The sequence below is a fragment of the Lentibacillus kimchii genome (genome assembly GCF_042666895.1).
GTDB classification, from domain to species: domain Bacteria; phylum Bacillota; class Bacilli; order Bacillales; family Amphibacillaceae; genus Lentibacillus; species Lentibacillus kimchii.
This window is the reverse complement of the sequence record NZ_JBHTGR010000055.1, coordinates 125496-138161: the sequence shown is the minus strand read 5'-3', so window position 1 is coordinate 138161 and position 12666 is coordinate 125496. Positions and strand designations below refer to the sequence as shown.

At 43.8% G+C, this 12666-nt stretch carries 16 protein-coding genes; all 16 read right to left on the bottom strand.

All coding sequences use genetic code 11. The annotated features are described in order from the left end of the window. Nucleotides 1-43: 43 nt before the first annotated feature. The gene (gene secA, locus ACFQU8_RS11430) at nucleotides 44-2563 is read right to left on the bottom strand and encodes a preprotein translocase subunit SecA (RefSeq protein ID WP_382360107.1); all 2520 of its coding nucleotides are present in this window, start codon (nucleotides 2561-2563) and stop codon (nucleotides 44-46) included. Nucleotides 2564-2928: 365 nt separating this feature from the next. After that, the gene (locus tag ACFQU8_RS11425; RefSeq protein WP_382360104.1) at nucleotides 2929-3075 is read right to left on the bottom strand and encodes a hypothetical protein; all 147 of its coding nucleotides are present in this window, start codon (nucleotides 3073-3075) and stop codon (nucleotides 2929-2931) included. Nucleotides 3076-3458: 383 nt separating this feature from the next. Next, nucleotides 3459-4013 (bottom strand): ribosome hibernation-promoting factor, HPF/YfiA family, encoded by a 555-nt coding sequence (gene hpf, locus ACFQU8_RS11420; RefSeq protein WP_382360101.1) that lies wholly within the window; start codon nucleotides 4011-4013, stop codon nucleotides 3459-3461. Between the two features lie 165 nt (nucleotides 4014-4178). Further along, nucleotides 4179-4532, bottom strand: coding sequence for a hypothetical protein (locus ACFQU8_RS11415; protein WP_382360098.1), 354 nt, complete (start codon nucleotides 4530-4532; stop codon nucleotides 4179-4181). After that, on the bottom strand, nucleotides 4532-4933 hold the full coding sequence (fliS, locus tag ACFQU8_RS11410; RefSeq protein WP_382360095.1) for a flagellar export chaperone FliS: 402 nt from the start codon (nucleotides 4931-4933) through the stop codon (nucleotides 4532-4534). Before fliS ends, ACFQU8_RS11415 begins: the two co-directional genes overlap by 1 nt. Before the next feature lie 57 nt (nucleotides 4934-4990). After that, entirely contained in the window at nucleotides 4991-6583 is a 1593-nt protein-coding gene (fliD, locus tag ACFQU8_RS11405) for a flagellar filament capping protein FliD (protein WP_382360092.1), read from the bottom strand. Nucleotides 6584-6620: 37 nt separating this feature from the next. Then, nucleotides 6621-6800, bottom strand: a complete 180-nt coding sequence (locus tag ACFQU8_RS11400; protein ID WP_382360085.1) for a flagellar protein FlaG — start codon at nucleotides 6798-6800, stop codon at nucleotides 6621-6623. Nucleotides 6801-6867: 67 nt separating this feature from the next. After that, nucleotides 6868-7092 (bottom strand): carbon storage regulator CsrA, encoded by a 225-nt coding sequence (gene csrA / locus ACFQU8_RS11395; RefSeq protein WP_382360082.1) that lies wholly within the window; start codon nucleotides 7090-7092, stop codon nucleotides 6868-6870. A gap of 2 nt (nucleotides 7093-7094) precedes the next feature. Continuing rightward, complete coding sequence (gene fliW / locus ACFQU8_RS11390) at nucleotides 7095-7553, bottom strand: flagellar assembly protein FliW (protein WP_382360079.1); 459 nt, start codon at nucleotides 7551-7553, stop codon at nucleotides 7095-7097. A 6-nt stretch (nucleotides 7554-7559) separates the two neighbouring features. Then, nucleotides 7560-8132: a DUF6470 family protein gene (locus ACFQU8_RS11385; RefSeq protein WP_382360076.1), complete on the bottom strand. Its 573-nt coding sequence runs from the start codon at nucleotides 8130-8132 to the stop codon at nucleotides 7560-7562. Nucleotides 8133-8212: 80 nt separating this feature from the next. Then, nucleotides 8213-9073, bottom strand: coding sequence for a flagellar hook-associated protein FlgL (gene flgL / locus ACFQU8_RS11380; RefSeq protein WP_382360073.1), 861 nt, complete (start codon nucleotides 9071-9073; stop codon nucleotides 8213-8215). A gap of 9 nt (nucleotides 9074-9082) precedes the next feature. After that, nucleotides 9083-10579 (bottom strand): flagellar hook-associated protein FlgK, encoded by a 1497-nt coding sequence (gene flgK / locus ACFQU8_RS11375; RefSeq protein WP_382360070.1) that lies wholly within the window; start codon nucleotides 10577-10579, stop codon nucleotides 9083-9085. A 27-nt stretch (nucleotides 10580-10606) separates the two neighbouring features. Continuing rightward, nucleotides 10607-11095, bottom strand: a complete 489-nt coding sequence (locus ACFQU8_RS11370; protein WP_382360067.1) for a flagellar protein FlgN — start codon at nucleotides 11093-11095, stop codon at nucleotides 10607-10609. Between the two features lie 77 nt (nucleotides 11096-11172). Next, entirely contained in the window at nucleotides 11173-11439 is a 267-nt protein-coding gene (gene flgM, locus ACFQU8_RS11365; RefSeq protein WP_382360065.1) for a flagellar biosynthesis anti-sigma factor FlgM, read from the bottom strand. A gap of 81 nt (nucleotides 11440-11520) precedes the next feature. Continuing rightward, nucleotides 11521-11937: a TIGR03826 family flagellar region protein gene (locus ACFQU8_RS11360; RefSeq protein ID WP_382360062.1), complete on the bottom strand. Its 417-nt coding sequence runs from the start codon at nucleotides 11935-11937 to the stop codon at nucleotides 11521-11523. Nucleotides 11938-11981: 44 nt separating this feature from the next. After that, the gene (locus ACFQU8_RS11355; protein ID WP_382360059.1) at nucleotides 11982-12665 is read right to left on the bottom strand and encodes a ComF family protein; all 684 of its coding nucleotides are present in this window, start codon (nucleotides 12663-12665) and stop codon (nucleotides 11982-11984) included. Nucleotide 12666 lies beyond the last annotated feature (1 nt).

The following is a 12666-nucleotide window of genomic DNA, read 5'->3' as shown; positions in this document are numbered from 1 at the left end:
AATGTTGTATTATCGTCGTGCGCGTACAGGATGAGCAGCGCATCTAGGCGCCATGGCAGTTTTTATATTTTTTACCGCTGCCGCAAGGGCAAGGATCATTCCGCCCGACCGTTTCAGTCTTCACATACGGTTTCCGGGGTTTTTTCGTTTCACTCTGATCCTGTCCGCCTGATACAGCCTGTGTATTTTGAGCCACTTGTTCCCGCTGCAGATTATCCCGGATCTCAGCTTTCATAACATATCTGGCCACCTCGTCCTCGATGTTGGCAACCATTTCCTCAAACATCTCGAAGCCTTCTGCCTGATATTCCTGTAATGGATCGTTCTGCCCATAAGCACGCAAATGGATTCCCTGACGCAATTGCTCCATCTGGTCGATGTGATCCATCCACTTCGTATCCACAGTGCGCAAAACAATGACTTTTTCAAACTCGCGCATTTGCTCAGATGTTAGTTCCTGCTCTTTTTCATCATACCGGCCATTCACTTTTTCCATAATCAGTTCAGTGATTTCGTCCGGGTCTTTTCCTTTAAGGTCATCCACTGATAGGTCTTCCGAGTGCAGCAAGTTTCGATGTGCATATTCGACAATAGAATCCAGGTTCCAGTTTTCGTCAATTTCATCCTGCGTATTCGTACTGACAACGCGTTCCAGAGCAGATTGAATCATGTCTTTAACAATGCCGCGCAAATTGTCACCTGCTTCAATGACATCATAGCGCTGTTTATAAATAATATCACGCTGCTGTCTCAGAATATCATCATAGGAAAGCACTGTTTTGCGGGCGTCGAAGTTATTGCCTTCTACGCGTCTTTGAGCGGATTCCACAGCCCTTGAAACCATCTTGCTTTGAATAGGCTGTGTATCATCCATACCCATCTTTTCCATCATGGAACTCAAATTTTCCGACCCAAAACGCCGCATCAGTTCATCTTCCATTGACAAATAAAACTGTGTTACACCAGGATCACCCTGGCGGCCTGAACGTCCGCGCAGCTGATTGTCGATCCGGCGGGACTCATGCCGTTCAGTGCCAATAACAACCAGACCGCCTAATTCTACCACACCTTCGCCAAGCTTGATGTCCGTTCCGCGCCCAGCCATGTTTGTGGCAATTGTTACAGCGCCTTTTTGTCCCGCATTTTCAATAATCTCTGCTTCCCGGTAGTGATTCTTAGCGTTCAGCACGTTGTGGGGAACCCCGGCCTTGTTCAGCAGCTTAGAGATTAATTCGGATGTTTCAACAGCTACCGTGCCGACCAGTACAGGCTGTCCAATCTCATGACGGCGCTGAATTTCATCGGCAACGGCCTGGAATTTTCCGTTCATCGTCTTATAAATCATGTCTGCCTTATCATCACGAATAATAGGCTCGTTCGTCGGGATGGCAATAACATCCATATTATAAATGTTGCGGAATTCCTCTTCTTCCGTTTTGGCAGTACCGGTCATACCGGCTAATTTATCGTACATCCGGAAAAAGTTCTGGAATGTCAGCGAAGCAAGTGTCATGCTTTCATTTTGAATCTGCAGACCTTCCTTAGCCTCGATAGCCTGATGAAGCCCATCACTGTAGCGGCGTCCTTTCATAAGCCGGCCGGTAAATTGGTCTACAATGATGATCTCACCTTCCTGGACAACATAATCAGTATCACGCTGCATGGCTACATGGGCTTTTAAAGCCTGATTAATATGGTGGGTCAATGTCACATGATCCAAATCAAATAAATTATCAATATTAAAATAACGCTCCGCCTTATTGATGCCTTCTTCTGTCATCTGAACACCTTTTGTCTGCTCATCAAACGTATAATCCGTTTCCTGGCTAAGTACTCGGACAAAAGCATTTGCCTGCTGATACATTGATGCCGACTTCTGTGCTGAACCGGATATGATCAGCGGCGTCCGTGCCTCATCAATCAGAATGGAGTCAACCTCGTCAACGATCGCATAATGCAGTGAGCGCTGGACCATCTGTTCTTTGTACAGCACCATATTATCGCGCAAGTAATCAAACCCAAATTCATTATTCGTTCCGTAGGTGATATCACAGGCATAGGCTTCCCGCTTCTCTTCTTTGGACATACCATTGCCATTCATGCCTACTGTCAGACCAAGAAAATTGTATAACACACCCATGTCTTTGGCATCACGATCAGCCAGATAATCATTGACCGTGATAATATGAACGCCTTTTCCGGTTAAGGCATTCAAATACGCAGGCATTGTTGAAGCAAGGGTCTTACCTTCCCCTGTCTTCATTTCGGCAATATTTCCCTCATGCAAGGCAATGGCACCTATCAACTGAACAGGAAAGGGCCGCATGCCCAAAACACGTTTTGAACTTTCACGAACAAGGGCGAATGCTTCGGGAAGCAAGTCATCAAGTGATTCACCGTCTGCATAACGCTGTTTAAATTCGTCGGTTTTACTGCTGAAATCATCATCCGTCAGTTGTTCCATTTCAGACTCCAGCGTTTCGATCTGGTCAACCTTCCGCTGTAGCTTATTTAACTGCCGTTTAGTGCCGTCGCCAAAGATTTTTGTTAGTAATCCTGCCATATCAAACGCTCCTCATCTGATTTCAAAACTTAAGAGCTGTCTCATCCTACAGTAAATATTAATGTCTTTACCGTATGTTCAAACGTTTCAATCATTCGTTGTCACATTATAAAATAGTACTTTGCCCAAGTGTACAGCGGCAAAGTTCAATCAATTAGTTATCATTGACATCGTTCAATAAGGTACCATCAATATAATAACGTATCTCGAATGGTATGACAACTGATTGAAGCTTGCCTGAGCGTCTGTGACAGCCGGCGAGCCCTGCTGTTTGAGACAAAAGAAAAAGCAGCCCAGGGGGTGGGCTGCTTTTTCTCTGAGCGAGAGGCACATGGTGCGAGGTGGACATAAGGGTGGAGGAGGGCTTATGTCAACAAGTATTGGTCAGTCTGCCGCCTTTCCAGCTCTGACAAGCGACGGTTCGTTACAGCAACGATTTCTAATAACTGTGTTATAACTTCTTCGTGCTGTCTCACTTGTTTAACTAATTCGTCATGCGTCATCTTCTTCACATAAGCACTCCCTTTTTCGATTGGCTAAGTCTTTTATACCATAGAAACAAAAAGAAAAGCCAGTTGCCATTTTTCGATTTTGCCATTCAGTCGACACGTTTTTACCATAAAAACTACAATAATCGACAATTAAACGCATGAAACAGGACAATTTATTCCTTTCTAAGCTACCAAAAGTAGAATTTGGTAAACTGTACGACAGTTTTCGACAAATCCACCCTAAATCCAGTCTAGGCAGTGATATCAAGGACTTTTTCCACGCACTAAATTTTAAGTTGGAACACTAAAAAGACGATCCTTTAAATTCAAGGATCGTCTTCAAAATATGTTTTCGTAAGGCCGCGCTATAAAACACGCATCTGTCTGAGTACTTGATTCAAGGGTCAGGCGGTAGGCTCAATCAACCCGAACTTGCCATCCTTCCGGCGATATACAACGTTCGTATCACCAGAAACAGCATTGGTGAAAACATAGAATCCATGTCCGAGCATATCCATTTGCAGGACAGCCTCTTCGGAATCCATCGGTTTTAAATCAAATTGTTTTTTACGAACAATCTCAATATCATCGGATTCCTGTTCCTTCTCAGCCTCAGCTTCTTTTTCAAGTTCTGCAAAAATATGTTTTGCGGCACCTTCCTGTCTAAATTTACGGTTCACTTTTGTTTTGTACTTGCGGATTTGACGTTCCAATTTTTCCACAACCAGATCAATAGCTGCATATAAATCAGAATGCCTTTCCTCAGCTCTCAGCACTAAATTGGTCATGGGAATAGTCACTTCAATTTCTTGTTCATCACTATAAACACTTAAATTCACATTGACATCGGATGATGGTGGTGTATCAAAATATTTGTCGAGTTTTCCGATTTTTCTTTCCACATAGTCACGGATCGCATCGGTCACCTCAATATTTTTACCACGGATATTGTACTTCATACAACATGTCCTCCTTTCATCCTTGTGGATTTATTATACTACATTACCACGTATTTTTCATCTTTAAACACGCATATTTTTAGAAAAAATAGAATAAAATGCAAAAAACTTTTCAGAAGATACTCTGCATAAAAACAACGCTGGTTCTCCAGCGCTGTCAGTTGGTTAGTTGCGACTGTCCATATACATGCCATCGGCCGTTTTCACCTGGGCATAGGGATTAATATAGGAACGATTTGATTTTTTTTGTTGTTTCACCTGTTTCATTACCTGTTTCAATTCTGCAAACTGCTCATTCATTTTTCGCTCAACGCGATGATTGATCTCGATAACCTGCTGGCCCATGTCGGACTCGTCATCGGCAAAAGGGGGCTCAATCTGATGCAGCAGCTTGTCCCTTTTTTCCAGCAAGTCCTGAACATTTGCCATAACGTCGTCACGATTTTCAGCATAGATATCCCCATCAAGCAACTTTTCCATTTGCTGTGTTAAGGCCAGCAGTTCCTGTACCTTTTCCATTATACACGTTCTCCTTGAGCATAGCGGGTCTGTCGTGATTGCTTAATAACCTGTTTCCACGTGTCACGAAAATCTTTGACATAAGCTAATGCCTCTTCCAGGTAAGCCGGATCATTCTGGATATTTCCTTCTTTGAGCTGATGCAGAATGTACTCGTACAGCGGCATAAATTGCTGTGATAACGTTACATTGGGATCCAGTGTGACCATCAGTTCTCTGATAATATTCTGCGCCTTTTGAATACTGGTGTTCTTAGCTTCGATGTTGTTTTGTTCCATATGCTTCTCGGCCTGCTTAATAAATTTGATACAGCCGTTATATAGCATAAGTGTAAGTTCCCCGCTCGATGCTGTGTTGACAGCATTATTCTGATACGTCTGATAAGGCTTTTGTTTCGGCACTCTGAAACACTCCTTTTAAGCGACTGACATTTGAGTTATATTTGGTGAAAACGATGACTACATCATCGCATTTCCGCCTCCACCACCAAACTTCTGCGACAGCATGGAGGACTGCTGATTCATCCGCTGAATCGCTTGCTCCATTTGCGTGAATTGACTCCGATAGCGTTTTTCTACCCGTGTCATGCGATCTTCAAAATCATCTATCTGCTGATTGAGATCTTTCATCCGTTTGCCAATGCTGTAGTTGTCAGGGGTATCCGTCGCTTTACCTGCACGGTGTTCGATTTGACCTATGGTCGAATCAAGTGCACCTTGAAGACGGTCAATCACACCGTTCCCATCCTCTCCTCCCGACGAATTGGAAAACACTTTGGATACACTGTCAGGGTCCTTAGCCAAGGCTTCTTTAAGCTCTTGTCCGTCAACCTCCAGCTTCCCGCCATCCATATAGTTCTTGGTGGTTGAAATGCCAATTTCCGTAATCGTATTGTAAGCACCGCCGGTATCTTCATTGGCATACCAGCTGCCGCGCATCGACGTCAGACCCTGGGAAATAACCGATTCGCCATGGAGTATTCCGCTTTTTGCCTTATCCTCCCACAGCTCGATCTCGTGCTCTGACATTTCCTTTTTCTGTTCATCGGTTAATGGGGGGTAGTCCCGGAACTTTTCTTCCTTCTGTGCCCCGTCCAGCTTTTCAACAACGTCATTATATTTGTCGACAAAATCCATGATCGTATCAAATGATTTTTCCACATCATTGACCACGGTAACATTCGCGCCATTACCAGTCGTTGTATCATGAAAATTAAATGTGACGCCACCGAGATCATACGAATTTTCATGTGAATTCATCGTATTATCATTATACTGGAACTCGGCATCCTTCCCGCCTTTTTCTGCCCCATCTAAATGGAGGGCTTTGAGAAACTCATTGCTGCTGGTATTGCCGTCAATAAATTTAATTTCATTGCCCTTATCATCCGGGTTATACTTTCCAGTCCGGTCTGCTTCCATAATTACTTTTTTGGAATTATCGTCAAAAAAAGCACGGACATGGTTGTCATCGTTGGTTATCTTCGTCAGGACGTCATCGAGTGTGTCACCATCACCAATTTTGTAGACATACGACGGATTTTTATCAGTTTCACCACCAGCTTCATTACCAGTTCTTTCACCTTTTTCGTTGAATGTTGTAAATTCGACCTCCTTAATGTCATTGTTTTCACCACGCAGCACAGTATCCCCGGAAATATCTTTTATACCATTGACTCCGCTTTCAAGTTCTTGTCCGTCCTCTGAACTTTCGTCTATGGCTTTAGTGCTCATCCTGGTCGCCTTTGTAGCCAATTCTTCCACTTTAATATTATAGGCGCCTTGCTGGGCACTTGTTGATCCTGTTGCTGTGACGGCGCTCTCCTGTGATGAACTAATTGACTTTGCATTGTAAGTGTCGTTCGATTTCATATTATGCATCTTACCATCAAGTTCCGTTAACGTTTTGTTCACGTCACGAAAGGCATCCCGTTTCCAATCCATCGTCGTCTGATTCTGGTTCATTTTTTTTAGTGGCATACGTTCAGCCTTCATCAGTTTATCAACCATACCATCAATATCCATGCCCGATACCAGACCGCTAATCTGCATTATTCACAACTCCTTTCAACATACATTTACCAAAAGCTTAAATTTTTTCATCTACTAAAAGACCCATGAATTCCGCCATAGCGGCATGCTTGTCAAGCATTTTCTCCGGGGGTATTTCCCTGATAACGTCGTCTGTATCCTGGTCAACAACTTTGACAAAGTATTCGTCCAGCTTGTCATGTAACTCAAATTCCAGATTTGTCCGAACTGGTTTCATTGAATCATTTATTAATCGTTAATATTAATATCGGCCAGAACCTTACATTATTAAAGGTTTTTGCTATTTATTTATCTTCCTGCTGCAATACATCTAAAATATCCGCAGGTAAATTGGCAGCCTCGCTATTCTGTTTTTGAATGTCCAGATAAACTTCTTTTCGATTTATACTGACGGATTCAGGTGCGGAAATCCCCAGCTTGACCTGATCACCCTCGAGACCGAGAACCTTAATTTCAATCGTGTCGTTAATTTGAATCGATTCATTTTGTTTTCGTGTTAAAACAAGCATGGCTATTCCCCTTTCACCGTTGTGGAGTTAGAAGCCATGATAGCTGCTTGAGACGGATAAGCATCTGTCGTTAATATGTATTGCTCACCCTTATTGTTTTGTGAATTGATGATAATAGGTGCTTTCAAATTAAGTGTGCTGGCCTCAAGCGGCTCTTTAACCGTTACAATTGTCAGAACGATCACGTCAGATGCATGGCTGATATCCAGACTTATCGCTGAACGATCGTCTAAATCGATGACATAGTCCTGATAAAACTGATAGGGACTTACCACGATAAAGGCAATGTCAGGCGTTTTAACTGATTGCAGAACTTGAAAAACCGGATTCCCCGGCATTTCGAGCAGCGCAAATTGCTTTTCGTCGATAAATCCCGGCAGACCTGAGGGAAAATGCAGCATCTTATCCTGATCCACGTCAATTTCGCCAAGGTATTTCGTCTGCAGGTTCACAATACTCACCTTCTCTTAAGAAAAATCTGAATCAATATGAGCAAAATCAATTTGTAAATCCGGCTGCTGTCGCATGCTTGTTGTCACATCCCCTGGCTTATAGGTATAGTCAGGCTCCTGCGGCTGATTATTAATAACGGGTTTGTTCACATTAACATTGATTTGAAGCTCAGATGGCTCATAGTTCGTTTTTACAGCAAACCGTGAAGGGATGAACGTCATACCAAGCGGCTGATACGGTTCATAGGCATTTGCCGCCGCCTGGGAGACAAGTGGGTCCCCACCCTTTTCAATTTTCATCATTTCCGTTCCCTGCCTCGCTCGGCGTGCAATTCCTTCCATAACACCCTGCTGACCATCTTCCGCATGTTTTTTGACACGTTCGGAAATCGGCATCAGCCCCATATCGGCCCATGCTTCTGTTTGATCAATCGTCAATTTTGATGGTCTTGTGTTCATCGAAATATCAGCGCGGGGCTGCTGAATGGACATCTCAGCTTCCGGCTGGCGGATTTCCTGCCGCGCAGACGTTTGCTGCACCTGTATTTGAGCCATTTGTGATGTCATGCGAATTTGTGGCAAATGCATAGCGTTTCATCCTTTTTGTCACCTTATCAGAATATCTGAAAGTGAATCTGGTATCGTAACAAACAGACCGGATTCAGTCATTAACGCAAGAAATCAAGCAGGGTCGGCTGAATAACGCGTCCGCCCGCTGATAAGGCTGCCCGGTGAACACTTTCCTGACTTTTCAGGTTCGTAATCACTTCTTCAAAGTCGACATCTTCATTGTCAGACATGGTTTTCTTAGCTGTTGTTTCCTGTTCATTCAGACGATTTTCCACCAGATCAAGCCGGTTCATGCGTGCCCCCAGGTCTGCCCGTTCGTTAATCACATTATTAATTTGGCCATCCAGATTATCGATGCTTTCTTCAATTGCTTCCTGATCATTGTTATTCAAATCTTTAATAAAACCTTTTACATCATCGAACAAATCTTCATTAAAGATTTTAGACCCATCAACGTTTGCCTTGAGCTTGGTGCCATTGGCAACCTCTATGTTCACATCCGATTTATCCGGGTAGTCACTATCAGTCGGTTTTTCACCCGTGTTTGTCCCGTTAAATATATAGTTGCCATTCACTTTTGTATTGGCAATGTCAGTGAGGTGTTCTTTTAGTTGTTCCACTTCCTCTTTGACATTTTCCCGTTCGTCTGCACCGTATGTATCATTGCTTGCCTGCACCGCCAGTTCCCGCATTTTTTGCAGTGCCTTTGTCGTTTTATCGAGTGCGGCATCAGAATTATCCATCCATGTATGGACTTCGCCTATATTCCGCTGAAATTGTTTAACTTCCGTAACCTGTGAGCGATAATCGATGCCCTTGCTGGCAATGGCCGGATCATCAGAGGGGCGATTAATTTTCTTGCCAGTCGACAGCTGATTCAAATACTTATCCATGCTGGCATAACTGTTGGACAAATTTTTAAGCATGTTGCTGGAAAGCATACTTTGAGTAATTCGCATAATATCAGCCTACCTTCCTACTAATCCCATATTATTAATAACCCGGTCGAGCATTTCATCAACGGCTGTCATGCTTCTGGCGGCAGCATTATAGGCGTGCTGAAATTCGACCATGTTCGCCATTTCTTCATCCAGCGATACCGAACCGACAGACTGTCTCTGTGTTTCTACCTGCGAACGGAGGGTTTCAGTATTATCCGCCTTGTTATTAGCTTCCTGCGCCGTAACCCCCATTTCACCAATCATTGATTGATAGAAACCGTTAATGGAATCATCATCCAGATCTTTTTGTGAGGTGTCAAATATATCCGCCAGGTCCTGGGCATTATCCCCATCCCCAGCATTATTACTTTCTGCGGCTGCTATCTTATCGGGACTGTTCACAATACTTTCATTAATCGTAATGCTGCCTGCAGTTATTTTTTTGTCGGATTCATCTTTGAAGAATTTATCAGTTCCCTGTTGCCCCTTCAAATTCACACCGTCTTTGTGGACTTCATTAAAGGCACTAGCAAATGTATTGGCCAGGTCGTCCAAATCCCCCAGCATATCATCCTCAACATACTTGGATGACTCGACTAATCCTTTCAAGGAACCTGTTGGCGCATTAGGACTCGCCTTTTGCACAGGAATAATAATGTCACCTTCTGAATTCGTAAATTCTTTGATGCTAATATCACCATCTTCACCCGGGGTTTCGCTGATTTCATTAAAGCCTTGGTCATCATTTGTTTTGCCCTTAACCAGTACTGTTTCATCATTATTGACAAGATTGATTTTCGCCAGCCCGTCAGCCATCTTCGGGGCTCCTTCACTGCTTCCCTCGTATTCCACCTGAATATCCACTATTCCAGATAAATCATCGATTAAGTTGTCACGTTTATCATACAGATCATTAGGGAGCTGACCATTAGCTTCGGCTTTTTTAACCTGATCATTAATCGTATCAATCTGACTTGCGATAGAGTTAACCTCATTCACCTTATCACCAATTTGCGTGTTCAAATCTTCTTTAATCGTGTTTAGCGAATCGGACAGAAAATTAAATGTTTCCGCCACGGCTTGCCCTCTTTGTGCTGCAACCGACCGGGCGCCGGAATCGTCCGGGTTAGTGGACACATCCTCCAGTGATTTCCAGAAATCATCCATCACGGCGGATAAACCCGTATCCGACGGTTCATTCATCACATTCTCCACCCGCTCAAGAGCATCAGACTTCGCGCCCCAATAACCCGATGAGCTGTTTTCCGTTCTGTATTGATTGTCCAGAAATTGGTTGCGGACGCGCTGTATAGACCCGGTTTCCACGCCCGTTCCTCGTTGGCCGGCAATCTCCGGACCATTGCGCGAAGACGGCGGAAATGACGTGGACGTTTCAAAATTTACCCTCTGACGCGTGTAGCCGTCTGTATTTGCATTTGAGATATTATGACTGGTTGTATAAAGGGCTGATTGCTGCGCAAACAAAGCTTGTTTAGCCATTTCCAATCCATCAAAAGTACTCATTCGTTTACCCCCTTCATTAGTTGACGCCTAAATTCTCGAATCAAAGACAGACCGCTCAGACGTACGGGATGGCTGCTGTCTGCCATAGTTCATCTGGCGCAACGATGGACTGATTGTATCAAGTGACAATTCTACAAATTGCATCGATTGACGGAGCAAATCCTGATTCAGCTCCTCCTGTTGTTTCAATGATGTTATCGTCTGGGTCAATTTAGTAGCGGTATTTTCAAGTTCCTGGGCCATATGCTCATCCGTTAAAGCATTTAAAATCGCTGTAATCGTCGGCTCCTGCCAATTGAAGCCTTCAGCTTCGAGCCATGCATCCACAGCCTTTTGACGATTTATTTCAGCCTGCTCCAGTGCCTGGACATATTTATGTTCGCTTATAAGCAATTTCTGCAGTTCATTCACAGAATCGGCTTTAATAATTTCTGTCTTTTGCCTTGCTGTCTCAAGAAGGCCTTCATGCAGTTTTACCAGTTTTTCCAATGCCTGTATTATGGGCTGAACAGACATGCTTACATCCTCCTTTTAACTGCATGCGGAATATTTTCACCCGCCTTTTTAGCTATCTATTTAAGATCAGGGGACATTCAGGACTTCCCGGACCAAAAGTCGATCATTTTGCGGGCGGTCTTCGCATGGTCAATCTGATAATCTCCGTTGTCGACAGCTGCTTTAATTTTTTGAACGTATGCTTCACGGCTGTCAAAAGTTTTATCATTTTCCAGCATTTCTTGCGCCTGACTGGATATACGCAGCTGATCTTCTTTCTGCGCTTCTTTCATATCTCTGGTTGGTTTTTGCATTTGTTGTTTATATGGATTGAAGTTTGTATGATCGGGGCCATATATTCTCACAAGACTCACCTCTTATCATCAGCTTACAGTACAGGCTAAATTTATATCGGCTTTTCACGTATTAGATTAAAGTCTGAGCATTTATTTTTTAGTCTGACTGGATGTATAAAAAACCCTGTTCGGGCTATTCTTCCCGTCCAGACCCTGTCCTTTCTGGCTTTCATGCCGTTGCAGATCGCTTTTTAACGCCTCCGAACAGTCACTGCATAATTTTCCATTGACAATACCGGCTCCACAGCGTTCACATGGATAAGCCAATTTAGGAAAATCTGATGGACGCAAACGCCCTTCCTTAACAAACTTTGTAATCAGTGCTTCTTCGACGCCTGTTGCTTCTTCGATTTCCTGCATGGTCGCTTCCCGGTTTTCCCGTTTACGCAAAAACTGATAAACGGTCTGAAACGCATTCTCTTCTTCCTGGTAACATGACTGGCACACATCACGCTGTGTTCGCACAAACACAGTTCCACAACGTGTACAATTCGCTAATTCAGCCACTGACTCTCTCTCCTTTTTTTCTGCCATTCTACCATATTCTGACGTCATCCTCGAATAAGTGTATACGCATATACAGCTGGACAGCCTTGTTTTTTCAGAACAGAAGCGGCATTTCTTAAAGTTGTTCCAGTTGTATAGATATCATCGGCAAGAATGACCGGATTTTCAATACGTTCTGTTAAATTAAATGGATTATCTGCTTCAAGACGTTCCTGACGTGTTTTTTTAGCCTGCTTATCACGATGCGTTCGTGTTAGTATATCACGTGTTGCAAGCGGCACAAACGAGGCCAGCATTTCTGCCTGATTAAATCCCCGCTCCTGCAGCCGCTCGTCACTCAATGGTATCGGAACAACGGACGTTTCCTTGGGAAGGAACGAAAAAGTTTCGCCAAATTCCTGCCGGTAATATTTGCGAAACGCCCGGCCAAGACAATAATCCCCACGGTATTTCCAGCGTGCCATCATCGCTTTCATGGCTTCATTATACGTGAAAACGGAATGATTCCATACGAGAGGGTCCTCTGCGTTCACTCCTTTGTCCCATTCCCGGCAATCCGGACAGGGATCCGTTTTGCTCAGCCGGCTGCATTTACTGCAGCGTTCGCCCTGCAAAAAGGCCAGAGTCTCTTCACAGGATGGGCAGAGCTCTGATGGTTCAGATAGAAAAATTAATGTTTCCCAGCTGACAGACGGGATAATAGCGGCATCACACCAGAGACAATGCATG